Source organism: Pseudomonas marincola (assembly GCF_900682675.2).
Lineage (GTDB): Bacteria > Pseudomonadota > Gammaproteobacteria > Pseudomonadales > Pseudomonadaceae > Aquipseudomonas > Aquipseudomonas marincola.
In genome coordinates this window covers 3,478,293-3,503,538 of sequence record NZ_LR215729.2, presented here as the reverse complement: position 1 = coordinate 3,503,538, position 25,246 = coordinate 3,478,293, and the positions used below count along the sequence as shown (strand labels likewise).

Sequence of the window (25,246 nt, the reverse complement as noted above, 5' to 3'; positions counted from 1 at the left end):
GCGACATGCCTAGCCTGCGCGTTGAAGTCATTACGCTGTTCCCGGAAATGTTTGCTGCTATCAGCGAATATGGCATTACCAGCCGTGCGGTGAAACAACAGCTCTTGCAGCTCAATTGTTGGAATCCGCGGAGCTACACCACAGATCGTCATCACACTGTTGATGACCGACCTTTTGGTGGAGGTCCTGGCATGGTGATGAAGATCAAGCCGCTTGAGGATGCTTTGCTCGATGCCAAGCAAGCCGCAGGTGAAAAAGCGAAGGTGATTTACCTTTCGCCGCAGGGTCGTCAGCTGACTCAGTCAGCAGTACGCGAACTGGCAAACGAAGAGGCTTTGATCCTCATCGCAGGTCGCTACGAAGGCATCGATGAGCGCTTTATTGAGGCGCATGTTGATGAAGAATGGTCGATTGGGGATTACGTCCTGTCTGGCGGTGAGCTGCCGGCCATGGTTCTGATCGATGCGGTAACGCGCCTTTTGCCTGGTGCATTAGGTCATGCAGGTTCGGCCGAGGAAGACTCCTTTACGGATGGTCTACTCGACTGCCCGCACTACACCCGCCCGGAGGTGTATGCGGATAAGCGTGTTCCTGAGGTACTGCTTAGCGGTAACCACGAGCACATCCGGCGCTGGCGTTTGCAGCAGTCCCTTGGTAGGACTCACGAACGACGCGTCGATCTTCTGGATAGCCGCTCGCTTTCTGGGGAAGAGAAAAAGCTGCTGGAGGAATACATCCGCCAGCGGGACGATAGTTAATGTATCGATGACAAGCCAGACCGCTTGTCTTAGGAGCGCAGCATGACCAACAAAATTATTCTTCAGCTCGAAGCTGAACAGATGACCAAAGAGATCCCTACCTTTGCACCGGGCGACACCGTAGTCGTTCAGGTTAAAGTTAAGGAAGGCGATCGTCAGCGTCTGCAGGCTTTCGAAGGCGTCGTAATCGCCAAGCGTAACCGTGGCGTGAACAGTGCTTTCACTGTTCGTAAAATCTCCAACGGTGTAGGCGTTGAGCGTACCTTCCAGACTTACAGCCCGCTGGTAGACAGCCTGGCTGTTAAGCGTCGCGGTGACGTGCGTAAAGCCAAGCTTTACTACCTCCGTGACCTGTCTGGTAAAGCAGCTCGCATCAAGGAAAAACTGTCGTAAGACATTTTTCTCTGAAAAAAGGCAGCCCTCGGGCTGCCTTTTTCGTTTCTGTAATCCTGATTTTACTCAGCGTAACTGCCCGTCTTTTCTGCGCATCAGGGCGGTGCTCAAGTATCTGCCACTGGCACGCATCAGCCGGCTCAGTGGCTTTCCCCGATTCATAATAGGTTGCATTGCATGACCCCTCGCGAGCAAGAAATCCAACGCCGCACAGAGCTGTCCACCACCCGCGTCGCCAAGGCGGTATTTCCGCCCACCACCAATCACCACAACACCTTGTTCGGCGGTACGGCGCTGGCGTGGATGGATGAGGTTTCGTTCATTGCGGCCACGCGGTTTTGTCGCCTGCCGCTGGTGACCGTTTCATCCGATCGCATCGACTTCAAACATGCGATTGCGGCAGGTTCGATTCTTGAGCTGGTCGGGCGGGTGATTCATGTCGGCAACACCAGCCTCAAGGTCGAGGTTGAAGTGTTTGTCGAGAGCATGAGCTGTGACAGTCGCGAGCGCGCGATTCATGGCGTATTCAGCTTCGTTGCCATTGATGACGAGAAGACGCCGATCCCGGTATTGCCGGACTTTCCTGCTAGCTGAGTGAATCCTGACGCAGGCCCGACAGAGCCTGCGTCAGTAACCCTCACACTCGCTTTATTTGCCTGAAGCTACCGCGGCGGGGGCGGCCTCGGCTGGCTCTTCTTCAATCAACGCGATCAGGCTCCAGTCCGGGCCGGGCGCGAAGTCCAACGGCTGGGTGGCCACGTGGATCCAGCCTTTCGGGTCGCGGGCCAGAATAACCACGGCCTTGTCGCCATAAAGCTTCTGGTACTCACTCCAGCCGAATGCTTCGGTGAGCGTGGTCGTGCGGATTTCGGCGCCCTTGCTCAGGCGACTGGCGAACTGCGGGAAGCTCAGCGGCTCGCTGCCGAGGCACCGGCCACGCACACCATCGCTGCTGCGATGCTTATCGCTGCGACGGCTTTCATTGCCGCTTGGCAGAGTGAAGCGACGCTTGGCCGGGAAGTCATGGCGATAGTGCATACAGGCCAGCGCGTTGAGTTCGCTCGACGGCGACAGTGCCAGCATGTGACCGAGACCGACCAGATCCAGGTGCGCTTCGGCGTGCTGTGAAGTCGGGTTGCCGAAGTAGGTGGGCAGGTTATCCATGCGCGCTGCTCGGGTGTTTTCCCAGCTGGAGTCGGTCAGCAACACGCGGGTGTCGAGCTTGGTCAGGGCCTTGCCGATGGCGCGGGCGACCGGGTTGGCGCCGACAATCAGGAAGCCGCTCGGCGCCGGCTCTGCCACCTTGAGCAGTTGTGCCAGCGGGCGTGCCGTGGCGCTCTGCAGAACTACGGTGCCGATAATCACCAGAAAGGTCAGCGGAACCAGAAGCACGGCCTGCTCGTAGCCGTACTCTTGCAAGCGCAGGGCGAAGATTGCCGAAACCGCCGCAGCGACAATCCCGCGTGGCGCAATCCATGCCAGCAGGCTGCGCTCGCGCCAGTTAAGGCTGGAGCCAAGCGTGCAGACGAACACGCTCAATGGGCGTGCAACGAGCTGGATAATGGCCAGCAGAACGAGGGTTACCGGGCCCAGGGCGATCAGCGCATTGAGGTCCAGACGCGCTGCCAGAATGATAAACAGGCCGGAGATCAGCAGAACGCTGAGGTTCTCCTTGAAGTGCAATATCTGTTTAACGTCGACGCCGCGCATGTTGGCCAGCCACATGCCCATCACTGTGACCGCCAGCAGACCGGATTCATGCACCAGGGTGTTGGAACCGATGAAAATCCCCAGCACCGCAGCCAATGACGCCAGGTTTTGCAGGTATTCAGGCAGCCAGTGGCGTTTCAACACCTGACCGAACAGCCAGCCGCCAACCGCACCGAGCAGCGCGCCTGTGCCGATGACCATGGCAAAGGTGATCATGCTGGCGCCAAACGGGCTGCCGCCATCCTGGCTGACGATAAAGCTGAACACCACAACGGCGAGTAACGCGCCAATCGGGTCGATCACAATGCCTTCCCAGCGCAGAATGTTGGCAATCGAGGCTTTCGGGCGTACCACGCGCAGCATCGGCACAATCACCGTCGGCCCCGTTACCAGCGTCAGGGTGCCGAACAGCAGCGCCAGCTCCCAGCTGAAATCGAGCAGGTAATGCGTGGCACAGGCAATCACCGCCCAGGTAATCATTGCGCCCCATGTCACCAGACGGTGGACCACGGTGCCGATCTCTTTCCATTCGGATAGATGCAGGGTCAGGCTGCCTTCGAACAGAATCAGCGCGACGGCCAGTGACACCATTGGGAACAGCAGTGGTCCAAACAATGCTTCGGGGTCGAGCAGGCCGAGTAACGGGCCGGCCAGAAGCCCGCTGAGCAACAGAAATAGAATCGCCGGCAAGCGCAACCGCCAAGCCAGCCACTGACTTGCCAGCGCTGCTGCACCAATGCCGCCGATTGCGAACATAATCTTTGTTTCGTCCATCATGACTCCTTGTCGCTGGTGATGCTGCTTGCGCTGTGGAAGACTGTTGCAGCCACTTCGCAAATGCCGGTGGCTTCTTTAGGTCGCAACATTAAAGCAGTATTCAATGGCAACGCTAGAACATCCGCACATAGAACGATTCCTCGAAGCACTCTGGTTTGAAAAAGGCCTGAGTGAGCACACACGCGATGCCTATCGCAGTGATCTTGAGCATTTCCATGCGTGGCTGAATACGCGTGATCTCGACCTGATCAGTGTGGGTCGTGAAGCGTTACTTGACCACTTGGCCTGGCGATTAAATGAAGGTTACAAGGCGCGCTCAACTGCGCGCTTCCTCTCCGGCGCGCGCGGCTTCTATCGCTATCTGGTGCGCGAAGGGGTGATAGAGCTCGACCCAACCCTGCAGGTCGATATGCCTCAGTTAGGCCGGCCGCTGCCTAAATCGCTGTCCGAGGCGGATGTTGAGGCCTTGCTCGCCGCGCCTGAGCTGGATGACCCGATTGGCCTGCGTGATCGCGCCATGCTCGAAGTGCTTTACGCGTGCGGGCTGCGGGTGAGCGAGCTGATTGGTCTAACCCTGGAGCAAGTCAATCTGCGCCAGGGCGTGTTGCGTGTATTCGGCAAGGGCAGCAAAGAGCGGTTAGTGCCGCTGGGTGAGGAGGCGATTGCCTGGATAGAGCGCTACAGCAAAGAGGCGCGGCCCTTTTTGCTTGATGGCAAACCGAGCAACGTGTTGTTCCCCAGTTTGCGCGGCGAACAGATGACGCGCCAGACCTTCTGGCACCGCATTAAGCATCAGGCCAAGGTCGCCGGGATTGCCAAGTCACTGTCGCCGCACACCTTGCGTCACGCCTTCGCCACGCACCTGCTCAACCACGGCGCAGATTTGCGGGTGGTGCAGATGCTGCTCGGCCACAGTGATTTATCCACCACGCAAATTTATACCCACATCGCCAGAGCGCGGCTGCAGGAGCTGCACGGCAAACATCACCCGCGCGGCTAGGGAAGTTCTCTGCGATTGGCTGATAAAACTGCAGGACAATGCTGCAGTTTTGCCGATTAACGCACCACTCGTGCAGAGGATGGCGCCAGAAGTGCGTCTCACAGTCGGCCTTTTCGGCCCGTTATGGTAGTCTCAACGACCCTAAAGATTGCGCTGCTCGACAGGAGTACCCATGCGCGTAACCCGAATTATTGCTGCCGCTGCCACCGCTGTTCTGGCTCTCATGAGCACTGTCACTCATGCCGATGATGCCGAGCAGGCTATCCGCAAGTCACTGGAGGCAATCCAGCTTGGTGTGCCGGTCGAAAGCGTTGCTGCCAGCCCGTTAAAAGGCTTGTATGAGGTCCATTTGCAGGGCGGTCGCGTGCTGTATGCCAGCCCCGATGGCCAGTTTCTGATGCAGGGCAATCTGTTTCAGATGACGCCTGGCGCCCCGGTCAACCTGACCGAGAAAGCCGAGCGTACCGGCATCGCCAAAACCATCAATGGCATTCCAACTGCCGAAATGGTCGTTTACCCGGCCGTGGGCGAAGCCAAGACTCACATCACTGTATTTACCGATACCACGTGCCCGTATTGCCACAAGCTGCATGGTGAAGTGGCCGAGTTGAACAAGCGCGGCGTCGAAGTGCGTTATCTGGCGTTCCCGCGTCAAGGGCCAGGCTCTGCTGGCGACAAGCAGTTGCAGGCCGTGTGGTGTTCTTCCGATCGCACCAAGGCGATGGACGCCATGGTTGAAGGCCAGAATATCTCTGCACCCAAGTGCAGCAACCCGGTCAGCAAGCAGTACATGCTTGGCCAGTCGGTGGGCGTAAACGGTACGCCGGCAATCGTTCTGGAAGACGGCCAGTTGATTCCCGGCTATCAGCCGGCAGCACAAGTGGCTGAATTGGCCCTCAACGCCAAGTAATATGCAGCAGGGCGCTGATCAGCTTGGCGCCCATGTAGATTGACTAATAAGCAGCCGCTTCGTAATGTGCGGCTCTATTTTCTGCGGCCGGCTTATCAGTCGGCCGTTTTATGCAGTACTGATGGGAGTTCAGTGTGAAACCGGTCAAAGTAGGCATCTGTGGATTAGGTACTGTCGGTGGCGGTACATTTAACGTGCTCAAGCGTAACGCCGAAGAAATTGCGCGGCGCGCTGGGCGTGGTATTGAAGTGGCGCAGATTGCGCAGCGTTCAGCCAACCCACAATGCGATACAACCGGCACTGCGATTACCAACGATGTATTCGAGGTTGCCAACAACCCTGAAATCGAGATCGTCATCGAGTTGATTGGTGGCAGCACCATCGCCCGCGATCTGGTGCTCAAGGCCATCGAGAACGGCAAACACGTGGTCACTGCCAACAAGGCGCTGATTGCCGTGTACGGTAACGAGATCTTCGCCAAAGCGCGCGAGAAGGGCGTAATCGTCGCATTCGAAGCTGCTGTTGCTGGCGGCATCCCGGTGATCAAAGCCATCCGCGAAGGCCTTGCTGCCAACCGTATCAACTGGCTGGCGGGCATCATCAATGGCACCGGCAACTTCATTCTCAGCGAAATGCGCGAGAAGGGCCGTACCTTCGAAGACGTGCTCGCAGAGGCGCAGGCGCTGGGTTATGCCGAAGCAGACCCGACCTTCGACGTTGAAGGCATCGACGCGGCGCACAAGCTGACCATTCTGGCGTCCATCGCCTTTGGTGTGCCGCTGCAGTTTGACAAGGCCTACACCGAGGGCATCACCAAGCTGACCTCGGCTGACGTCAACTACGCTGACGCGCTGGGTTATCGCATCAAGCATCTGGGTGTGGCTCGCCGCACTGACGCGGGCATTGAATTGCGCGTTCACCCGACGCTGATCCCGGCTGACCGCCTGATCGCCAACGTCAACGGCGTAATGAACGCCGTGATGGTCAACGGTGATGCCGTTGGTTCAACCCTGTACTACGGCGCAGGCGCCGGTATGGAGCCAACCGCATCGTCTGTGGTGGCGGATTTGGTCGACGTGGTGCGTGCTTTGACTACCGACCCAACCAATCATGTGCCGCATCTGGCCTTCCAGCCGGACGCGTTGTCTGATCACCCGATTCTGCCGATCAATGCCTGCGAGAGCGCTTACTACCTGCGCATTCAGGCTAAAGACCGTCCGGGCGTTTTGGCTCAGGTGGCCAGTATTCTGTCGGCTCGCGGAATCAATATCGAATCGATCATGCAAAAAGAAGTCGAAGAACATGACGGCCTGGTGCCAATGATTCTGGTGACTCATCGCGTAGTCGAGTCGCACATTGACGACGCCATCAGCGCGCTTGAAGCGCTGGATGATGTGGTCGGCAATGTCGTGCGCATCCGCGTCGAACAGTTGAATTAATCAGCTGGGCGGTTTTGCCGCCCACGCTCAAGCCAAAGGTTTGTAGAAATGCGTTATATCAGTACTCGCGGCCAGGCCCCGGCCCTGAATTTCGAAGATGTGCTGCTGGCAGGTCTCGCCAGCGACGGCGGCCTGTACGTGCCAGAGAACCTGCCACGTTTCACCCAGGAAGAAATCGCTTCCTGGGCTGGCCTGCCGTATCACGAACTGGCTTTCCGCGTGATGCGCCCGTTCGTAACCGGCAGCATTCCGGATGCCGACTTCAAGAAAATCCTTGAAGAAACCTACGGCGTATTTGCCCACAATGCGGTCGCGCCATTGCGTCAGCTGAACAGCAACGAGTGGGTGCTCGAACTGTTCCACGGCCCGACCCTGGCGTTTAAAGACTTCGCGCTGCAGCTGCTCGGTCGCCTGCTCGATTACGTGCTTGAGAAGCGCGGCGAGCGCGTGGTGATCATGGGCGCAACCTCCGGCGATACCGGTTCGGCTGCGATTGAAGGCTGCCGCCGTTGCGAAAACGTCGACATCTTCATCCTGCACCCGCACAACCGCGTCTCGGAAGTTCAGCGTCGCCAGATGACCACCATCATGGGCGAGAACATCCACAACATCGCCGTTGAGGGTAACTTCGACGATTGCCAGGAGATGATCAAGGACAGCTTTGCTGACCAGAGCTTCCTCAAGGGCACGCGACTGGTTGCCGTGAACTCGATCAACTGGGCGCGGATCATGGCCCAGATCGTTTACTACTTCCACGCCTCCCTGCAGCTTGGCGGCCCGGCGCGCTCGGTCGCGTTCTCGGTGCCAACCGGCAACTTCGGTGACATCTTCGCGGGTTACCTCGCACGTAACATGGGCCTGCCGATCAGCCAGTTGATCGTTGCGACCAACCGTAACGACATCCTGCACCGCTTCATGAGCGGCAATCAGTACGTCAAAGAGACGCTGCACCCGACCTTGTCGCCGTCGATGGACATCATGGTGTCGTCGAACTTCGAACGCTTGCTGTTCGACCTGCACGGTCGCAACGGCGCGTCGATTGCCGAGTTGATGGCCAACTTCAAGCAGGGCGGTGGTTTCAGCATCGAAGATGATCGCTGGACCGAAGCCCGCAAGCTGTTCGATTCGCTGGCTGTGGATGATCAGGCAACCTGCGAAACCATCACCGAAGTGTTCAACGAGTGCGGCGAATTGCTCGACCCGCACACCGCAATCGGCGTGCGCGCCGCCCGTGAATGCCGTCGCAGTCTGGCTGTGCCGATGGTGGTTCTGGGCACGGCGCATCCGGTCAAGTTCCCGGATGCCGTTGAGAAGGCAGGTGTCGGCGAGTCGCCTACATTGCCGGCGCATCTCGCCGACTTGTTCGAGCGCGATGAGCGTTGCACCGTGCTGGCCAACGACCTGAAAGCCGTGCAGGGCTTCGTTGCCGCACATGGCAATCGCGGTAAGCCACTGTAAGAGCGCTGCATGTAAAAAAGGCCAGTCCCGAAGGGAGCTGGCCTTTTTTTATGGTTGCAGTTTTTAAGGTGTGATCAGAAGTTAACCTTCAACCCAACAGTAGCTGCCGAGTCGCGGTAGTCATCCTCACCGATCTGCTGGGTCATCTTGCCCCAGACTTCGACGTTCTTGCCTACCTTGCCGCTGAGGCCCAGGCTCATTTCGCCGATGTTGCGTGCGCCGTCCTGGCTTACAGTGACCCCGTCGAGGCTGCTGCCAAACTCATTGCTGTTATGCAGCCAGTTCACTTCCACAAACGGCTCGAGCCCTTGCTTGATCTTGCTGCGCATGGAGGCGCGCGCACCAAGGCGAGTCTGCACGTTCTTGTCCTGTGCATCGCGCACTCGGGTGCCGTTATGCTCGGTGTGGTTGTCGGCTGTCACGCCCATATAGATCAACTGCGCCTGGGGCTGTACGAAGTAGTCATGCTGCTCGCCTTCCAATTTGAAGGTGTAGCCAGACTCGATCGATGCAGTCAGACCGCTGGAGTCGTAATGCTCCGCCTGCAAACCGTCGCCCTTAACGCGGTTATCAAACCAGCCATATTGTGCCCATGTGTCCACATATGCGCCGGTTTGCTCATTTGCGTTAGCAAACCAGGTTGCATAACCGCCCACGCTGTAACCACTGACCTCACCTTTGGATGAGTAGCCGGTGATTTTGGAGTGCGACTCGCTCTCGCTGGTGCCGTAGCCTGCCATCAAACCAGCTTCCCATTTGTCGGTGCCGTTGAAGCTGCCGCCAAACAGATCAGCGCCCAACTGCACCACTGTGTGGTCGTTGTGGGTGCGCAATTGCTCGCTGCTGTCGTTGAAATGACCGTGGCCATCTTCAGTGCGCAGCCACAATTTGCTGCGTTTGTGCTCGCCTGTTGTTGGATCCACATAAGTGCTGGAGCCGATGCGGTCATGCATGTCCATGGCAAACAGGGTATTGGCTGCTGCCAGGTTGGCGCTGTAGCTTGCACCTTCCGGCCGCAGGATCATCTCCGGCTGAGCGGGTGGTGTGCTCGGTTCTGTGATTACCGGAGGGACCGTTGGCGTTAACGGTGTGCCCGGTTCTGGGGTGGATGGAGGTACAGTCGGGGTTAGCGGTGCAATCGGGTCGGCTACCTGGCTGCTCAAATACCAGTTGTTGGCGTTGCCGCCCTGCCCACGTACCAAGCTGTAATCATAGGCACCGGCGGCAATCCGGCCTTGCTGGACAAACTCGCCGTTCGACTGGCCGCCGACATCAATCAGCTCAATGCCATTAAGAGTCGAGGCACCAGTGCCACCTGCATTGGTGACAGCCACGTTAGTGGTGCCAGCGGTGTCGCCTTGTACGACAAGCTTGTCGGTCTGAGAGTTGTCGTCATCCAGCACAGTGTTGAAGTGCAGCAAACCATTGTTGCCGGTGTAGTTGCCATTGATGGTCAGTGTCGAGCCGGGCTGTGTTGAGTCAAAACTCATGGTGCCGCTGTTATTGACGCTGCCATTGATGGTTGAGCTGCCATTGGTTTGCAGGGTGGCGGCTTGCTGGATATCCACAGGCGAGCCGGTGGCCAACAAGGTGGCGTTGTTCAAAACGGTTGTGCCGTTTTGCAGCGTTACCGAGTCGAACCCGCCTTGGGTTTGCTCGCCGCTCAGCGTCCATGTGGCGCTGTCGGTTTTCAACAGGTTTTCAAAACCAATGATGCCGTTGGCATTGCCGGTGTCGCCGACAGTGCTCAAGTCCAGCGCGGAATCGGTATTGCCCGCCAATTGCAGAACATCATTGGTGCCATTACCAGCTTGGGCTTGGCCTGAAAGAGCCCAGTTATCGCTGAGCATCAAGGTGGACGCGCCGCTCACGCCGGTCATGTCGACGGCGACACCGCTGTCGCCTGAGATCAGACCATGCGCATCCACCACAACATCACCGCCAGAGTTGGCCTTAATGCCAACATCGCCTCCGGTGACATCACCTTGCGTACGGATGTAAGAATCTGCAGTGCCTTGATTATCGGCGTAGATGGTCCACTCAGGATTTGCGTTGGAGGAGGTGCCGGACGTGACATCACCCATCGCTTCAATGGTGATACCGCCTTCGCTTCCTTGATCTGTGGATGTGGCAGAGATACCGAGTGCATCGCCAGCTGTAACGTTGCCACCTAGTTGCACGTTTACTGAACCATTTGAAGTGGCTCTAATGCCATGGCGTCCGGCGTTGATATCGCCGCCAACTGAAACGTTGACGTCGCCATGAGCAGAGGAGTCCTTGTTGTTTGAGACTGCGTAGACCCCATCTGTCTTGGCATTAATATCACCGTCAATGTGTGCGGTCACGTCGCCGCCACGATCCGCATACAGGGTAAAACCGCGGCCATCAGTCGTGGTTACATCGCCGCCGACTGTTGCATGAATATCGCCTGAGCCGTTGTCCTGAAATGCATAGATACCGCCATGTGTGAAATCGTTAGCGGTCACATTGCCATCAACTGCAATGTTGATGGCTTCGCTGCTACCAGTGCTCGTAACGGCTACGCCGCCGCCATCGGTTGCGGTTACATCGCCGCCTACATGCACGCTTTGGCTGCCAGCGCCTGAATGCGCATAGAGCATGACACCATCATCCGTGTGAGACGTCACGTCGCCCTGAACGTTAACCGAAGTGCTGCCGGTGTTATTGGCGACGCCCACGCCAGCAGTCGCAAGTGAGGTCACTCCAGAGGTCACATCACCGTTAATGTCGATGTTCACATCCTTGCCGCCTGTGACATAGACGCCGCCAGCTTGACCGCTGACATTGCCGTCAGCCTTTATATCGACGTTACCTTCGTCGGCAGTGGCTAAAATACCGCGACTACTGTTTGAGTTGGTATTCATCGCGTCAATATCTTCGGCGGCGTAGATATTGATATTGCCGTTGGCCGTGGTGCTGGCTGAAATTGCGTTGTAACCCTTGCTGGATACAGACTTGTAAACATTCAGCGTAATGTCCCCGCCGCCTTGGGCGTCTGCATACAGGCTGCCGCTGGTTCCTGTGTCACCCTGCGCGCCGATGTTCATGATGACATTCCCAGTGCCTTCATTTCGGCCGCCTACCGCAGTGCCCGTACCATTTTGGGTAATGGTGCCAGTGCCCTGAGTGATAACCAGATCGCCTGTGCTGCCGGGCGTGACTACGCCCAAGATGGCCGCTTCCGGGGTGTCCACATTCAGGCCGAAGTCATCTTCCATCATAAGATCCAAGCTGCCGCTTTCGCTTATATGGATAAAGCTGTCGGTGGTTGGATCGGCTGCGCCACTGCATGTCCAACTGCCGGCGCTGGAAGTCGTGCATGAGCCTGCAACAGCAACTTGGCTGACTCCGCTCACAGCCAACGCAATAGCGACGGCGATTAACTTGAGATTTGCGGCGGGTTTAGACACAACCGAGGGGCGTAAAATATTCATAGCGGTGTGACCTCCATGTAGATGGTCAAGGGTTCCGGTCTCAATGAGCAGCACGACGCTCCATGCGGATGCTGTATCGAGCGGAATGCAGGCTGCAGCGCAGAGGCGGAGCCTCAAGCTGTAACTCGATTCGGTGGAGGGGCGTGGTGATGACCAGCCGGTGGTCGCTTCAAGAGCGCGACGGTATTGCGCGGTTGCGCAGCGGGCGGTTCGACCTCAGAGGAGTCGGAAGCAGCCGGGTGACAGGAGGGTGATTGATTTCAAGCGTGTGTTGCGATTCTGGTTGTTCACTTCTGCCTCTATGAGTTGATGGATTGTTGTGTGTCGTCGTAACTCTCGCTACTTGATCGACATCGACGCTGCCTGCCTTATTGCTGCTGATTGTTCGCACGAATCAATCGAACCGATATGGCAATTAAATGGCGTCAATAAAAACACGTGCGCACTGTGTATCATTTTGGGAGATGGGCTGTTGATCTGAGTCAATACAGCTGCGGGTGATGATGTGCAGACCAGATTAAATGCTGGCGTTCTCAATGCTTTTACGGGCACCTGAAACGTTTTCCGACATTTCTTCGCGCCAAAGCGTGGATCGTGGGGTGAATAGAAAACAGCGTGCGGCGTCTTTTCACTACGCGTTGCGCACCGCGTGACGGATACGTTGCGCTGCATTTTTTGATGCTGTGAGTAAGCCGAAGCAGCCCATGACGGCACTCGTTGGGCGTTTATCAACCTAAAACCGGTAGGGTGTGCGGGTGAAACCTTGTTAGGGTGTGGCAAAGACAGTCGATAACTGAAGGACATTGCCATGGCGTTGCGCAACCAGGTTCAGCTCATCTGCTACCCCGATCGTCTGGGAAATAATCTCGGCGACCTGTATCAAGTGATCGACAAACACCTGAGTGACGCGATTGGTGGCGTGCATATCTTGCCGCTGTATCCGTCGAATGCGGATAACGGCTTCTCGCCGCTGACCCACACCGAGGTTGATCCGAGCTTTGGCACTTGGGCCGACGTTGAGCGCATAAGTTCGCGCTTTGACCTGTGCCTCGACGTGACCATCAACCATATCTCTGATGAGTCCGTCGAGTTTCAGGACTTCCTGAAAAATGGCCAGGCCTCTGCCTACGCCGACCTTTTTGTGCAGGTCGATCGACTCGGTGAGATCAGCCATGATGATCTGTCGCTGATCCACATCCGCAAAGAGAAGGAGCCGTTTCGCGATGTCGAGTTTGCCAATGGCGAGCGCGGTCGGGTCTGGTGCACCTTCACCGAGCAGCAGATTGATCTCGATTACACCTCGGCGCACACCTATCAGTTGATGGAGGGATACATCGCCTTTTTGGTGGCGCGAGGGGTCAAGTTGTTCCGCCTCGATGCATTCGGCTACACCACCAAACGCATCGGCAGTAATTGCTTTCTGGTCGAACCAGAGGTCTATCGGATTCTTGAGTGGTTCCGCGACACCACGCAGAAATATGGCGCTGAAACCCTGCCCGAAGTGCACGATCACTTCAGTTATCAGCATGCTATTTCACGCCGTGGCATGCGCCCGTATGCGTTTGCATTGCCGCCGCTGGTGCTGCATTGCCTGTTGATGGCGGACAGCCGGTATCTGAAAAACTGGTTGCGCATGTGCCCGCGCAATCAAATCACCTTGCTTGATACCCATGACGGCATCTGCATTCCAGATGTCGAAGGCGTGCTGCCGGACGATCAGATCAAAGCCTTGATCGACGATGTTTCGCAGCGCAGCGCCGATCCGATCATGCGCCGCTCGGCGGTGAGCGTGCACAGTGTCGGCGCTATCTATCAGCTCACCTGCACCTTCTATGAGGCGCTGCTGTGTGACGATGATGCCTACATCATCGCCCGCGCCATCCAGTTCTTCACGCCCGGCATTCCGCAGGTCTATTACGTCGGGCTGTTGGCCGGGCGTAACGATTACGAACTGATGGAGCGAACCAGCGAGGCGCGGGATATCAATCGCGAGTTTTTCAGCCTTGATGAAGTCGACAGCGCCATGTGCAAACCCGTGGTGCAGCGATTGCTGGCGCTGATGCGCTTTCGCAGCGATTACCCGGCGTTTCAGGGACGTTTCGAACTCAACTCGTCACGCGACAGCTTTGTGGTGATGGGCTGGCGTCACGGCGAATACTATTGCCGCCTGAGCGTGGATTTGATCAACAAAACCGCGCGCATTGATTACCGTGATGTCGACGGCTGTTGTGAGCTGGAAATGCACTGCTGATTAGCCATGCAGAGGGCGCGCGTCCTTTGTAACAGGTTCTAAAGCGTGCCCAGCAGCTGTTTGCTGCAAGCCTGCTGATTGACCTTGCCTACATACGGATTGCCCCAGCCCATCACGCAGCCCACCAGTTGGTTGCGCTGGCGCTCCCATGGCTCCACCGGGTACGCCTTGTTCCAGGCGTTGAACAGTTTGCGATTCTGGCTCGACAGCCGCAGCTTGTAGCGATCGCTCATGTACAGGTAAGTGCGCGCGACCATGCCGCGTACCTTCTGGCGTGGCATCGCTTTGCGGGCCTTGAAGTCGACCACCACCGGGCAGGCGCCGTACTGGCTGGGCTTTTGTGGCAGCCAGCCGTAGGTGAAGTTGCTGCGGTCGCCGTTGACCTCGCCAATTGCCGGTACCAGATTGTGAAGATCGGCTTCGGCAAGGCGATAGACATCGTCATTTTTCGAGCAGTTCTTGCGGCCGCCTTTTTGCCAGCACTGACGCTGGTGGCCAATTTCCCACGCCGCGACAATGTGTTCCCACTCGATTCGCTGGGCGCGCTTGGCATTCTTGCGCGGTTTGTAGCCGCAGCTTTTCAGGTCGACGCGATTGCCCGTGAATTTACAGCCGCAGTAAAACTCCACCGATTGGCGCGCATAAAGCTTCCAGCCGATTTTCTTGGCTTCACTGAATGTGCGTGGCGGATTGGCGTAAGCAAAGGAGAAAAAGGTGATGCAAAACAACGCGATGGCAGCGCGAACAAGCATGTGGCTGGGTCCAAAAGCGTTGCATCATACCAACCCTGACCCAGATGCCAATGCTGGCAATTAGGCTTCGCTGCCAGTAAGGGCATCGGCTGGGCCAGGGTGTGATCGCTGGCGCAGTTACAGCACACCGTTGGCTTTCAGTTCGGCAATTGCGCTGGCGTCGTAACCCAGTGCGCCAAGTACCGCCTCATTGTGTTCGCCCAACTCTGGCCCCACCCATTCGGCGCTGCCCGGCGTGTCGGATAGCTTGGGTACGATGCCAGGCATCTTGAAGTCTTTGCCGTCGGGCAATTTGGCGCTGAGGAACATCTCGCGAGCAAGAAATTGCGGGTCGGCAAACATGTCCTGCGCCGAAAAGATCCGGCTCGCCGGTACATCGGCAGCATTCAGGGCGGCCATCACCTCGTCGAGGGAGTGCGCCGCGACCCAGCGATCAATGACTCCGTAGATTTCATCACGGCGAGCATCGCGACCATCGTTGTTGGCAAGTGTCGCGTCCTCGGCCAGATCCTGCCGACCAATCGCCTGCATGAAGCGCTTGAAGATGGCATCACCGTTGGCGCCGATCTGCACGTGTTTGCCATCGCTGCTGGTGTGGATGGAGGAGGGCGTGATGCCCGGCATGATGTTGCCGGTGCGCTCGCGGATGAAGCCGAACACATCGAACTCCGGCACCATGCTTTCCATCATCGCGAATATTGCCTCATACAACGCCACATCGACCACCTGGCCCTCGCCGCCATTGACTTCGCGGTGACGCAGGGCCATCAGTGCGCCGATTACGCCCCACAGTGCGGCAATCGAATCGCCAATCGAGATGCCGGTGCGCACCGGCGGGCGATCTTCAAAACCGGTGATATAGCGCAGCCCGCCCATGGATTCACCGACCGCGCCAAAACCCGGCTGATCCTTCATCGGCCCGGTCTGGCCGAAACCAGAAAGCCGCACCATCACCAGTTTCGGGTTGAGCGCATGGAGTACATCCCAGCCCAGCCCGAGTTTTTCCAGCACGCCGGGGCGGAAGTTCTCAATCAGAATGTCAGCCTCGCTCAGCAGCTTTTTCAGCACCTCGCGGCCTTGCTCGTGTTTGAGGTTGAGGGTGATCGACTGCTTGTTGCGCGCCTGCACAAACCACCACAGCGAAGTGCCTTCATAAAGCTTGCGCCATTTACGCAGTGGATCACCGCCATCCGGCGATTCGACCTTGATCACCTGCGCGCCAAACTCGGCGCAAATACGTGAAGCAAACGGGCCCGCGATCAGCGTGCCCAGTTCGATAACTTTCAGCCCCGCAAGGGGTTTGGTTGGCAGGTTCATGGTTTCCACCCATCAGACGATGGACGTGACTCTAACGTGCGCAAGCTGCATCGGGTAGACTTGCCGCCTATTTGATCAATCAAGAAGCCTGCACATGGCCCTGCCATCCACACCCTACAAAATTGACATGAACATCACGGACATGGACCGCAGCGTTTACGAAAGCCTGCGTTTCACTGTCGCCAAGCATCCCTCCGAGACCGAGGAGCGCCTTGCCGCCCGCCTGATTGCCTATGCCTTGTTCTATCACGAGCAACTGAGCTTTGGCCGTGGCTTGTCTGATGTTGATGAGCCGGCGTTGTGGGAAAAGAGCCTGGACGACCGTGTGCTGCACTGGATTGAAGTCGGCCAGCCAGACAGCGAACGCATGACCTGGTGCTCGCGTCGTACAGAGCGTTTCAGCCTGATCGCCTACGGTAATTTGCGCGTTTGGCAAACCAAATGCCTCGACCCGGTTCGCAGCTTGAAAAACATCAATGTGGTGGCCCTCGATCAGGAGGCGCTGGCCAACCTGGCGTTGGATATGCCGCGCGCCTTGAGCTGGAGTGTGATGATCAGCGACGGCGAAATGTTCATCACCGACGAGCGCGGCCAGCATGAAATCCCGCTGGAATGGCTGATCGGCGAACGCGGCTAACGGGTTTGTTGTGAACAATAAAAAGGCTTGGCGAGGAAATCCCGCCAAGCCTTTTTAGTTTGCGCGCTGCGTATTCAAGACATCCAGAATTTCACGAACGAATCGAACGACAGCACCACACCTACGCAGGTCGCGATGACCGCGAGGATGCCAAAGGCCAGCATCCAGTTCGGGTGCTTGTAGTCTGTGCCGACAATGCTCGGCTTCTTTGCCGCAATCAGAATGCAGCCCAGTGCCAGAGGCAGAACCAGTGCGTTGAGTGTGCCGGCGACGACCAGTACCTTGACCGGTTGGCCGACCAGGCTATAGATCAGCGTCGAGCAGGCGATAAAGCCGATTACCATGCGCTGGCTGTGACGCTTGATGCCTGCATGCCATGAGTACATGAAGCTGACCGTGGTGTAAGCCGCGCCAATGACCGAAGTGACGGACGCTGCGAGCAGGACCACGCCAAATACCTTGTAGCCGATGGTGCCCATCGAGTGCGAGAACACCGAGGCTGCCGGGTTGCCCGGGTCGAGTATCAGGCCCTGGCTGACGACACCGAGGGCGGCGAGGAACAAACAAACCCGTACTGCGCCGGTGGTGGCAATACCGATCACGGCGGCGCGGGTAACGGCGCCGACATTCTCAACGCCGGTGATACCTGCATCGACCAGACGGTGGCCGCCAGAGAACGAGATATAACCCCCCACGGTGCCTCCAACCAGTGTGACGATGGGCAGCAGCAGAAGCAGCGGATCATCCGGATTGATGCTCTGCGACAAGGCTTCCATGATCGGTGGATTGGACTGCAGCATGGCGTAGCCGATCATGCAGAGCATCACCAATCCCAGCACCTGCATGACTTTGTCCATCACGCTGCTGGCGTTGCGCAGCATGAAAATGCCAATGATGCCGACCGCTGCAATCAGCGAGCCGATGACTGGCGGCACGCCGAACAACACATTCATCGCCAGCCCTGCGCCGCCAATGTTGCCGATGTTGAAGGCAATGCCGCCGAGCACAATAAAGCCGGAAACCAAATGCCCGACGCCGGGCAAGACCTTGTTGGCGACATCCTGGCCGCGCAGATTGGAGACGCTGAGCACCCGCCAGATATTCAGCTGAGCACCGATGTCGATCAGCAGCGAAACCAGAATCGCGAAGGCGAAACTGGCCATGTATTTGGCGGTGAACAACGAGGTTTGGGTGAGAAACGCCGGGCCAATCGAGGATGTGGCCATGATGAATATCGCCCCGCGCATGACGCTGCGCTGTTGCTCGGGAGCGGTGCTGAGAGTGCTTGCCGTGGATTGCATGAATACCTTCTTTTTTTTGGAGTTTGGCAGGGCGTTTTTTAGCTTAGGAATTTCGAATTGTTTTGTTGGTTCAGGGCCGGTGGCTCAAAACACGCCGAGCTGTTCGTTGCGCAGATCGCAGATCAGCATGTGGCCTGGCGCGTGAGTAATCGCCAGTTCGGGCTTACTGTGCATCGCCACCGCTTGCGGGGTCACACCGCAGGCCCAGAACACCGGTACTTCGCCTTCGCGGATATGCGAAGCACAACCAAAGTCCGGCTTATTGATGTCGGTGATGCCCAGTGCTGCGGGGTCGCCGATGTGCACGGGGGCGCCATGCACGCCGGGGAAACGCGAGGTGACTTGTGTGGCGCGTACCACCTTGTCGGCGGGCATCGGCCGCATGCTCACAACCATCGGCCCGCTGAACTGCCCGGCTGGGCGGCACTGGCGATTGCTGATGTACATGGGCACGTTGTGGTTATCTTCGATGTGGCGCACGGGCACGTCATTGGCCAGCAACGCGCTTTCGAAACTGAAACTGCAGCCGATCAGAAACGCCACCATGTCGTCCTGCCAGTGAGCGCTGATATCGCTCACTTCCTCGCATAACTCGCCGTGGCGATAGAGGCGGTAGAGCGGCAGATCGCTGCGAATATCTGCACCAGGCGCCGCGTATTGGCTGATAGCCGAGCCCACATCGGTGACATCGAGCAGCGGGCACGCTTGTGGATTACGTTGGCAGAACAGCAGAAAGTCATAGGCTTGCGCCTGTTTGACGATCAGCAGGTTAGCCTGAGCAAATCCTGCGGCCAGCCCGGCTGTTGGACCGTTGAACTGCCCCGCGCGAATCAGCTGGCGCAGTTGTTCGGGGCTTTGCGTGTTGAGTGGCTGCATGTGGCTAAATACTCTGCGTGTGTGCGGTCAGGTCCATTGCGCCAACAACAGGCGGTGCTGGCGCTGCGCCTCTGCCAATGCCATGGGCCGAAATTGCAACTCGGTGCCCGGCAGGCATTGCGCGAGATGCGCCACGGCTGCAGGAGTCAGTGCACCGAGGCGCGGGTAGCCGCCAATGGTTTGCCGGTCGTTGAGCAGCACAATCGGCTGGCCATCGCTTGGCACCTGAATGGCGCCCAGTGGCACACCTTCCGAGACCATTTGCTGGCGCTCGCAGCGCAGCGCTGGCCCGAGCAAACGTACGCCCATGCGATCCGCACGTTGGTCAACTGTCCAGGTGCTGTTGAAGGCATCGAACAGGCTCTGGCCGCTGAAATCGGCAATCTGCGCGCCAAGAATTACCGGCAGGTTGCTGTTCTCCGGGCGTTGCGGAATCTGGCTGGCGTCGAGATCGCGCGGGCTTGGGGCCTGTGTGGCGTTCCAGTTCAGTCGGTCGGCATTGCTAAGTGGTTGGCCGTCACCGTGCAGGCCGCCGAGTTGATCACGGCGCACGCTGGAACAACTGCCGAGTACCAGCGGTGCACTGAACCCACCGGGTGCGGCCAGATAGGCGCGCACACCTTGCAGCGGATTATTGAAGCGCAGACGCTGGCCGCGCCGTACGTTGAAACTGCGCCACGGCTTGATGTTTTGCTCATCGAGTTGCGCGCCAAGATCCGCACCGCAAAGGGCCAGACACGCATCGCGCTCAACCAGCAGTTCGAGGCTGCCGAGGGTAATCTCGATCACGGCGGCGTTGAGCGAATTACCCAGCAGCCAGTTGGCCCAGTTCTGGGCAATCCAGTCGGCGCCGCCGCCTTGTGTCACGCCCAGATGGCGAACACCGACGCGGCCGCTGTCGTGCAGATTAGCGAGGGCGCCACTGCGTTCAATCAACAGGCTCATGGCTTCACCTCAAATGGTGTGTCGTCGCCACCCAAACGCACGAACTCGGCCCGGTCTACCGCGACAAAACGCACGCGGTCGCCTGGCTGCAAAAGGCTGTAGCCATTCAGTTCACGGTCAAACAGGCGCGTGGGACTGCGCCCGATCAGGTTCCAGCCGCCCGGCGATTGCAGCGGATAGATCGCTGTTTGGCGATCCGCAATACCCAGGCTTCCGGCGGGCACTTGCTGGCGGGGTGTGCTCAGGCGCGGGCTGGCAATGATCTCGTCAACCAGCCCCATAAAGGCAAAGCCGGGCGCGAAACCCAGCGCGAATACCTGATACACATGCTGGCTGTGGCAGTCGATGACGCCGGCAACGCCGAGGCCGCTGCGGCTGCCGATGGCTGCCAGTTCAGGGCCGACGCTGGTGTCGTACCACACCGGAATTTGCTGTTCGCGCCCTGCAGTTGCCGCCTGCGGGGACAAGTCAGTGAGGGCTTGTTTGATCAACCCGCGGGCTTGTTGGTCATCCAGTTGCGTCAGATCGTATTGCACGAGCAGGGTGGTGTAGGAGGGCACCAGTTCCAACAGCTTGTCGGCGAATACGTCGCGCAGGCGCTCGGCGGCCGCCAGCAGCCAGGGCATGTTGGACTCTTCGATCTGATCAAACAAGCGCAGCATCAAGGTGTCGATAGCCACCACTTCTATGGCTAACTTCATGCCTTTGCAGTTCCCTGCAGTGCGCTCAGGGCGGCGCGAATCTGTCGCACGGCGGCGACGGAACCGGCGTTGTCGCCATGCACGCACAAGGTGTCGGCGCGCAGGGTCAAGCTGCTGCCATCGCTGGCGGTCAGCGCCGTGCCGGTGGCCAGATCGGTGGCCTGCTTGATAATGGTTGCGGCGTCGTGATGCACCGAGCCGGGCTGGGCGCGCGATACCAGCATGCCGGCGGCGTCATATGCGCGGTCGGCAAATACTTCAAACCACAGGCTGATACCGATTTTATCGGCCAGCGCCTGGCTGGCACTGTTGTCACGGGTCGACATCAGCATCAGCGGCAGTTCGGGGTTATAGCGGGCGACGGCCTGCATGACCGCGCGCAGTGATTGCGGGTTGCGCATCATGTCGTTGTACATCGCACCATGCGGTTTGACGTAACCGACCTGCGTGCCTTCGGCGCGGCACATGCCTTCAAGCGCGCCGATTTGGTAGAGCAGCATGTTTTCGATTTCTGTGGGTGAGCAGGCCATTGAGCGGCGGCCGAAACCGACCAGATCGGGGTAAGCCGGGTGAGCGCCAATGAGCACGTCGTGTTCAACCGCCAGCGCAACCGTGCGGCGCATGATGCTGGGGTCGGAGGCGTGAAAGCCGCAAGCAATGTTGGCGCAGTCGATGAAGGGCATCACCTCAGCATCCAGGCCCATTTGCCATGCACCAAAGCTCTCACCAATGTCGCAATTGAGTCGCACGCTCATCATCTAAATCCTGTGTTTATTATTGATGTCCATCAAGTGGACAGGACTTTATGTGACAAAACGATGATAAATTATCAATAAAACGTCAATGTATTTTTCTTGCCATTCATCCGAACGGTGAACTCGCAGGCCAAATGCTTTGTTGTATGCTTGCCTGCCGCGCCTATTCAACTCTTGAGCCCAGCGCTGCGGAGTGGCGATAAATTCGTGAATAAACTGCGTATTTCGGCGATCTAACCAGCAACGACGGACTTCAGATGACTGACGGCAAGGCCTCTCGTAATTCGCGCACTTCAATTGTGGCTTCCAGCCACCTTGCGGAGCAGTCGCAGGAACTCTCGCAAATGGAGTTCGGCCTGATCATTGCGGGCAATGCGTTCATGCGCTGGATGGAGCGCTGCATGAAAGCCTCCGGTGGCATCGAGATGAACGCGCTCGACGTAATGGTTTTGCACAGTCTGACCAGTCGCGGCCGGGCCAAGCGCCAGGCCGATATCTGCCTGCTGCTGAATATCGAAGACACTCACACCGTGACCTACGCGCTGAAAAAACTCAGCAAGCTAGGGCTGGTCGGCGGAGAAAAGCAGGGCAAAGAGATGTTCTATCAGACCACTGAAAAAGGTCATGAACTCTGCTCCGTGTACACCGAGATCCGTCAGGAGTGCCTGATCGTACCCTTCGAAAACCTCAATATCGACCCCGAGGAGATTCATCGCCTCGCGGGCATGCTGCGCGCCTTGTCCGGCCTTTATGACCAAGCCGCCCGCGCCGCCACCTCTTTGTAAAAGCTGCGCGGTTTAACCTGCTGCAGCTCATCTGGAATTTGATTTATGCGTATTGAACCTCGTCCATTGCCACAGATTCTGCCGAATCTGGGCGCTCTGCCGCCGTTACTGACTCGCTTGTATGCCGCCCGTGGGGTGCAATCGGTCGAAGAGTTGGACAAGGGGCTGGCGCGGCTGATTCCGTATCAACAATTGAAGGGCATGGATGCAGCCGTCGAGTTGCTGGTGAGCGCTTTGCAGCAGCGCGAGCGGATTTTGATCGTCGGTGATTTTGACGCCGATGGCGCAACAGCCAGCACCGTCGGTGTGCTCGGTTTACGCCTGCTAGGCGCAGCGCATGTTGAATATCTGGTGCCCAACCGATTCGAGTTCGGCTACGGCCTGACCCCGGAAATTGTCGCGGTGGCCTTGAGCTCTCAGCCACAGTTGTTAATGACGGTGGATAACGGCATTTCCAGCGTTGAAGGCGTTGCAGCAGCCAAGGCCGCCGGCCTGAAAGTGTTGGTGACTGATCACCACCTGCCCGGCCCGGAACTGCCAGCGGCGGATGCCATCGTTAACCCCAACCAGCCGGATTGCAGTTTCCCGAGCAAAGCGCTGGCGGGCGTCGGGGTGATGTTTTACGTGCTGCTGGCGCTGCGCGCGCGGCTGCGTGAAATTGGCTGGTTTGCCCAGCAGGGGCTGGCCGAGCCGAACCTTGCCGAGTTGCTGGATTTGGTCGCGCTCGGCAGCGTGGCGGACGTGGTGCCGCTGGATGCCAACAACCGGATTCTGGTTCATCAAGGTTTGGCGCGGATTCGCGCTGGCCGTGCACGACCGGGTCTGCGCGCAATTTTAGAGGTGGCCGGGCGTCACCATGGGCGCATCACCTCAACCGATCTGGGCTTTATTCTCGGCCCGCGTCTGAATGCGGCGGGACGTCTGGATGATATGAGTCTGGGCATTGAATGCCTGCTCTGCGACGACGAAGCGCTGGCCCGAGACATGGCGGTTGAACTCGACCAGCTCAATCAGGATCGCAAAGCTATTGAGCAGGGCATGCAGCGTGAAGCGCTGGCGCAGCTCAAGGATTTGCCAGTCGCCGATATGCCGTTTGGTCTGTGCTTGTTCGAGGCCGATTGGCATCAGGGCGTGATCGGCATTCTTGCCTCGCGCCTGAAAGAGCGTTACCACCGCCCAACCATCGCCTTTGCCGATGCCGGTGACGGCGTGCTTAAAGGTTCGGCGCGTTCGGTGCCGGGCTTTCATATTCGCGATGCGCTGGACGCCGTCGCCGCCAAGCATCCGGGGCTAATCAGCAAATTTGGTGGGCACGCGATGGCGGCGGGTTTGTCACTGCCATCCATCAACTTCCCGGCCTTTGCCGAGGCGTTCGATCAGGAAGTGCGCCGCCAGATGGTCGAGGATGATCTGACTGGCCGACTGCTTTCCGATGGCACCTTGTCGATCGAGGAATACAACCTGGAACTGGCGCGTGCATTGCGTAACGCCGGGCCGTGGGGCCAGCATTTCCCCGAGCCGTTATTTCACGGCATTTTCCAGGTCGTCCAACAGCGTCTGGTGGGTGAACGACACCTGAAAATGGTTTTGAAAACCGAATGCGGCGGCCAAACCTTGGATGCCATCGCATTCAATATCGACCGCGAGCAATGGCCCAATCCAACGGTGCGCTGGGTCGAGTTGGCCTACAAACTCGACGTCAACGAATACAAAGGTAACGAGACCGTGCAGCTGATGGTGGCGCATTTTTCGGCGCGTTAACGGTTCGAGTCATGCCGCGTTCAGCCTTCAGAGTTGTGTTTTGAATTAGAGGGTTTGGGCGCGGGGCGCCGTGACGGATTGCGCCTTGGCGCTATCCATCCTCCGTGTTTGAGGGGTTGTAGGAAATTTCCGAAATATCTGGATGCACTCTGACGCGTGGTTTGCGCAACTGCGGCGGGTAAATTGGGGTCTGTTAAGGATCGCAATCAATCCTCTGGAGATGACCATGAATACCCGTAGTTTGCTCGACCAACTGCTCAAGTCTGGTCAGGATATGTTGCAGCAACCCTCGCGCAATTCCTCCAACAGCAATGCCAATAGCGCCAATGCCCAAAGCAGCGGTGGCGGCATCAGCGATTTGCTCGGCAGCGTAATGGGCGGCAAAGGCGGCGGCTCAAGCAACCTCGGCAGCCTGCTTTCCGGTGCCAGCGGTGGTGCGTTAGCTGCGGGTGCAATGGGCTTGTTAATGGGCAGCAAGAAAGCCCGCAAAATCGGCGGCAAGGCCCTGACGTACGGCGGCCTTGCGGCGTTGGGCGTGGTGGCGTACAAGGCTTACGGCAACTGGCAAGCGCAGCAAGCCGGCAGTGTTCAGCAAGAGCCGCAAACACTCGACCGCCTGCCTGCTCCGCAGGTTGAACAACACAGTCAGGCAATACTCAGGGCATTGGTAGCGGCGGCCAAAGCTGATGGCCACGTTGATGCGCGTGAGCGTCAATTGATTGAAGGCGAACTGGGCAAGCTGGTGCAGGATGCCGAGTTGCAACACTGGCTTGAAGCCGAACTGAACAAACCGCTAGATCCCGCCGAAGTCGCACGCGCCGCAACCACCCCGGAGATGGCCGCAGAAATGTACATCGCCAGCGTGTTGATGGTGGATGAAGAACACTTCATGGAGCGCGCTTACCTGCAGGAACTGGCCAAGCAACTCAAGCTCGATCCGGCGCTGCAAACCGAGCTTGAGAAACAGGTGCGCGTTGAGTTGGGCGCTCAGTAAGCGACGCTTTGACGTTTATCCGGTGAGCGATTGGTTGTTGGTTTGAATCAAGTGCCAGCGTGTTTACCCGTGAGATTGTTATGACGGATTAACCTTCGGTTTATCCATCCTCCGTCGGGTATATAGGTTTTAACGGGGCGAAGTGCAGCGTACATACGTACGCAGCACTTCGCCCCGCTTCACAACAAGCTCTTTGCTCTTCGCCCCCGCCTCACAACACCCGCTCTCGCTTCTTCGCTCGCTCTTCGCCCCCAGCTTTACGCTTTTCGCC

The 25,246-nt window shown here is 58.0% G+C and carries 21 protein-coding genes; 12 read left to right on the top strand and 9 right to left on the bottom strand.

Annotated elements, in window-relative coordinates; all coding sequences use genetic code 11:
- The first annotated feature begins 5 nt into the window (after nt 1-5).
- The 3 genes from trmD to PMYSY11_RS16300 all read left to right on the top strand — a co-directional run bounded on the left by trmD (nt 6) and on the right by PMYSY11_RS16300 (nt 1,745).
- Complete coding sequence (gene trmD / locus PMYSY11_RS16310) at nt 6-758, top strand: tRNA (guanosine(37)-N1)-methyltransferase TrmD (protein ID WP_069899565.1); 753 nt, start codon at nt 6-8, stop codon at nt 756-758.
- Between the two features lie 42 nt (nt 759-800).
- Nucleotides 801-1,151, top strand: coding sequence for a 50S ribosomal protein L19 (gene rplS, locus PMYSY11_RS16305; RefSeq protein ID WP_069899564.1), 351 nt, complete (start codon nt 801-803; stop codon nt 1,149-1,151).
- Nucleotides 1,152-1,328: 177 nt separating this feature from the next.
- A complete protein-coding gene (locus tag PMYSY11_RS16300) occupies nt 1,329-1,745 on the top strand; it encodes an acyl-CoA thioesterase (protein ID WP_069899563.1) in 417 nt (138 codons plus the stop codon).
- A 54-nt stretch (nt 1,746-1,799) separates the two neighbouring features.
- Here PMYSY11_RS16300 and PMYSY11_RS16295 read toward each other — a convergent pair whose 3' ends face one another.
- Complete coding sequence (locus PMYSY11_RS16295; RefSeq protein ID WP_069899562.1) at nt 1,800-3,635, bottom strand: cation:proton antiporter; 1,836 nt, start codon at nt 3,633-3,635, stop codon at nt 1,800-1,802.
- A 106-nt stretch (nt 3,636-3,741) separates the two neighbouring features.
- On the opposite strand from PMYSY11_RS16295, the gene xerD reads away from it, so the two are divergent.
- The 4 genes from xerD (at nt 3,742) to thrC (ending at nt 8,445) form a co-directional block, all read left to right on the top strand.
- Nucleotides 3,742-4,638 carry a site-specific tyrosine recombinase XerD gene (gene xerD / locus PMYSY11_RS16290; RefSeq protein ID WP_069899561.1) on the top strand — a complete coding sequence of 299 codons (897 nt, stop codon included), beginning with the start codon at nt 3,742-3,744 and terminating at the stop codon, nt 4,636-4,638.
- A 172-nt stretch (nt 4,639-4,810) separates the two neighbouring features.
- Nucleotides 4,811-5,548, top strand: a complete 738-nt coding sequence (gene dsbC / locus PMYSY11_RS16285; RefSeq protein WP_069899560.1) for a bifunctional protein-disulfide isomerase/oxidoreductase DsbC — start codon at nt 4,811-4,813, stop codon at nt 5,546-5,548.
- A 134-nt stretch (nt 5,549-5,682) separates the two neighbouring features.
- Complete coding sequence (locus PMYSY11_RS16280; protein WP_069899559.1) at nt 5,683-6,987, top strand: homoserine dehydrogenase; 1,305 nt, start codon at nt 5,683-5,685, stop codon at nt 6,985-6,987.
- 48 nt (nt 6,988-7,035) lie between these two features.
- Nucleotides 7,036-8,445, top strand: coding sequence for a threonine synthase (gene thrC / locus PMYSY11_RS16275; protein WP_069899558.1), 1,410 nt, complete (start codon nt 7,036-7,038; stop codon nt 8,443-8,445).
- Between the two features lie 74 nt (nt 8,446-8,519).
- Here the strand turns inward: thrC and PMYSY11_RS16270 are convergent, their stop codons facing one another.
- A complete protein-coding gene (locus PMYSY11_RS16270; RefSeq protein ID WP_150547447.1) occupies nt 8,520-11,900 on the bottom strand; it encodes an autotransporter outer membrane beta-barrel domain-containing protein in 3,381 nt (1,126 codons plus the stop codon).
- Between the two features lie 808 nt (nt 11,901-12,708).
- On the opposite strand from PMYSY11_RS16270, the gene gtfA reads away from it, so the two are divergent.
- Complete coding sequence (gene gtfA, locus PMYSY11_RS16265; RefSeq protein WP_150547446.1) at nt 12,709-14,151, top strand: sucrose phosphorylase; 1,443 nt, start codon at nt 12,709-12,711, stop codon at nt 14,149-14,151.
- Nucleotides 14,152-14,189: 38 nt separating this feature from the next.
- Here the strand turns inward: gtfA and PMYSY11_RS16260 are convergent, their stop codons facing one another.
- Both PMYSY11_RS16260 and PMYSY11_RS16255 read right to left on the bottom strand, forming a co-directional pair.
- Nucleotides 14,190-14,903, bottom strand: coding sequence for an endonuclease (locus PMYSY11_RS16260; protein WP_069899555.1), 714 nt, complete (start codon nt 14,901-14,903; stop codon nt 14,190-14,192).
- Nucleotides 14,904-15,020: 117 nt separating this feature from the next.
- A complete protein-coding gene (locus PMYSY11_RS16255; RefSeq protein ID WP_150547445.1) occupies nt 15,021-16,220 on the bottom strand; it encodes a CaiB/BaiF CoA transferase family protein in 1,200 nt (399 codons plus the stop codon).
- 94 nt (nt 16,221-16,314) lie between these two features.
- On the opposite strand from PMYSY11_RS16255, the gene PMYSY11_RS16250 reads away from it, so the two are divergent.
- The gene (locus PMYSY11_RS16250) at nt 16,315-16,857 is read left to right on the top strand and encodes a YaeQ family protein (protein ID WP_069899553.1); all 543 of its coding nucleotides are present in this window, start codon (nt 16,315-16,317) and stop codon (nt 16,855-16,857) included.
- A gap of 74 nt (nt 16,858-16,931) precedes the next feature.
- Here PMYSY11_RS16250 and PMYSY11_RS16245 read toward each other — a convergent pair whose 3' ends face one another.
- From PMYSY11_RS16245 to PMYSY11_RS16225, 5 genes are all read right to left on the bottom strand, one after another.
- Nucleotides 16,932-18,158: an NRAMP family divalent metal transporter gene (locus PMYSY11_RS16245; RefSeq protein ID WP_069899552.1), complete on the bottom strand. Its 1,227-nt coding sequence runs from the start codon at nt 18,156-18,158 to the stop codon at nt 16,932-16,934.
- 84 nt (nt 18,159-18,242) lie between these two features.
- On the bottom strand, nt 18,243-19,034 hold the full coding sequence (locus PMYSY11_RS16240) for a putative hydro-lyase (RefSeq protein ID WP_150547444.1): 792 nt from the start codon (nt 19,032-19,034) through the stop codon (nt 18,243-18,245).
- Between the two features lie 27 nt (nt 19,035-19,061).
- Nucleotides 19,062-19,979, bottom strand: coding sequence for a 5-oxoprolinase subunit C family protein (locus PMYSY11_RS16235; protein WP_150547443.1), 918 nt, complete (start codon nt 19,977-19,979; stop codon nt 19,062-19,064).
- The gene (pxpB, locus tag PMYSY11_RS16230; protein ID WP_150547442.1) at nt 19,976-20,680 is read right to left on the bottom strand and encodes a 5-oxoprolinase subunit PxpB; all 705 of its coding nucleotides are present in this window, start codon (nt 20,678-20,680) and stop codon (nt 19,976-19,978) included. The genes PMYSY11_RS16235 and pxpB overlap by 4 nt, the downstream gene beginning before the upstream one ends.
- Entirely contained in the window at nt 20,677-21,438 is a 762-nt protein-coding gene (locus tag PMYSY11_RS16225) for a 5-oxoprolinase subunit PxpA (protein ID WP_150547441.1), read from the bottom strand. The genes pxpB and PMYSY11_RS16225 overlap by 4 nt, the downstream gene beginning before the upstream one ends.
- 254 nt (nt 21,439-21,692) lie before the next feature.
- Between PMYSY11_RS16225 and PMYSY11_RS16220 the strand changes: the two genes are divergently transcribed.
- The 3 genes from PMYSY11_RS16220 to PMYSY11_RS16210 all read left to right on the top strand — a co-directional run bounded on the left by PMYSY11_RS16220 (nt 21,693) and on the right by PMYSY11_RS16210 (nt 24,975).
- Entirely contained in the window at nt 21,693-22,220 is a 528-nt protein-coding gene (locus tag PMYSY11_RS16220; protein WP_150547440.1) for a winged helix DNA-binding protein, read from the top strand.
- Between the two features lie 45 nt (nt 22,221-22,265).
- A complete protein-coding gene (gene recJ, locus PMYSY11_RS16215) occupies nt 22,266-23,981 on the top strand; it encodes a single-stranded-DNA-specific exonuclease RecJ (protein ID WP_150547439.1) in 1,716 nt (571 codons plus the stop codon).
- A 226-nt stretch (nt 23,982-24,207) separates the two neighbouring features.
- Entirely contained in the window at nt 24,208-24,975 is a 768-nt protein-coding gene (locus tag PMYSY11_RS16210) for a tellurite resistance TerB family protein (protein ID WP_150547438.1), read from the top strand.
- Nucleotides 24,976-25,246 lie beyond the last annotated feature (271 nt).

What these genes read in the sequence shown, in the direction of transcription:
- PMYSY11_RS16270 (WP_150547447.1), bottom strand. Translation starts at nt 11,900, where the DNA reads ATGAATATTTTACGCCCCTCGGTTGTGTCTAAACCCGCCGCAAATCTC.
- thrC (WP_069899558.1), top strand. Translation starts at nt 7,036, where the DNA reads ATGCGTTATATCAGTACTCGCGGCCAGGCCCCGGCCCTGAATTTCGAA.
- recJ (WP_150547439.1), top strand. Translation starts at nt 22,266, where the DNA reads ATGCGTATTGAACCTCGTCCATTGCCACAGATTCTGCCGAATCTGGGC.
- PMYSY11_RS16250 (WP_069899553.1), top strand. Translation starts at nt 16,315, where the DNA reads ATGGCCCTGCCATCCACACCCTACAAAATTGACATGAACATCACGGAC.
- pxpB (WP_150547442.1), bottom strand. Translation starts at nt 20,680, where the DNA reads ATGAAGTTAGCCATAGAAGTGGTGGCTATCGACACCTTGATGCTGCGC.
- gtfA (WP_150547446.1), top strand. Translation starts at nt 12,709, where the DNA reads ATGGCGTTGCGCAACCAGGTTCAGCTCATCTGCTACCCCGATCGTCTG.
- PMYSY11_RS16295 (WP_069899562.1), bottom strand. Translation starts at nt 3,635, where the DNA reads ATGGACGAAACAAAGATTATGTTCGCAATCGGCGGCATTGGTGCAGCA.
- PMYSY11_RS16240 (WP_150547444.1), bottom strand. Translation starts at nt 19,034, where the DNA reads ATGCAGCCACTCAACACGCAAAGCCCCGAACAACTGCGCCAGCTGATT.
- rplS (WP_069899564.1), top strand. Translation starts at nt 801, where the DNA reads ATGACCAACAAAATTATTCTTCAGCTCGAAGCTGAACAGATGACCAAA.
- PMYSY11_RS16225 (WP_150547441.1), bottom strand. Translation starts at nt 21,438, where the DNA reads ATGATGAGCGTGCGACTCAATTGCGACATTGGTGAGAGCTTTGGTGCA.
- trmD (WP_069899565.1), top strand. Translation starts at nt 6, where the DNA reads ATGCCTAGCCTGCGCGTTGAAGTCATTACGCTGTTCCCGGAAATGTTT.
- PMYSY11_RS16300 (WP_069899563.1), top strand. Translation starts at nt 1,329, where the DNA reads ATGACCCCTCGCGAGCAAGAAATCCAACGCCGCACAGAGCTGTCCACC.
- PMYSY11_RS16260 (WP_069899555.1), bottom strand. Translation starts at nt 14,903, where the DNA reads ATGCTTGTTCGCGCTGCCATCGCGTTGTTTTGCATCACCTTTTTCTCC.
- PMYSY11_RS16235 (WP_150547443.1), bottom strand. Translation starts at nt 19,979, where the DNA reads ATGAGCCTGTTGATTGAACGCAGTGGCGCCCTCGCTAATCTGCACGAC.
- PMYSY11_RS16245 (WP_069899552.1), bottom strand. Translation starts at nt 18,158, where the DNA reads ATGCAATCCACGGCAAGCACTCTCAGCACCGCTCCCGAGCAACAGCGC.
- xerD (WP_069899561.1), top strand. Translation starts at nt 3,742, where the DNA reads ATGGCAACGCTAGAACATCCGCACATAGAACGATTCCTCGAAGCACTC.
- PMYSY11_RS16255 (WP_150547445.1), bottom strand. Translation starts at nt 16,220, where the DNA reads ATGAACCTGCCAACCAAACCCCTTGCGGGGCTGAAAGTTATCGAACTG.
- dsbC (WP_069899560.1), top strand. Translation starts at nt 4,811, where the DNA reads ATGCGCGTAACCCGAATTATTGCTGCCGCTGCCACCGCTGTTCTGGCT.
- PMYSY11_RS16210 (WP_150547438.1), top strand. Translation starts at nt 24,208, where the DNA reads ATGAATACCCGTAGTTTGCTCGACCAACTGCTCAAGTCTGGTCAGGAT.
- PMYSY11_RS16220 (WP_150547440.1), top strand. Translation starts at nt 21,693, where the DNA reads ATGACTGACGGCAAGGCCTCTCGTAATTCGCGCACTTCAATTGTGGCT.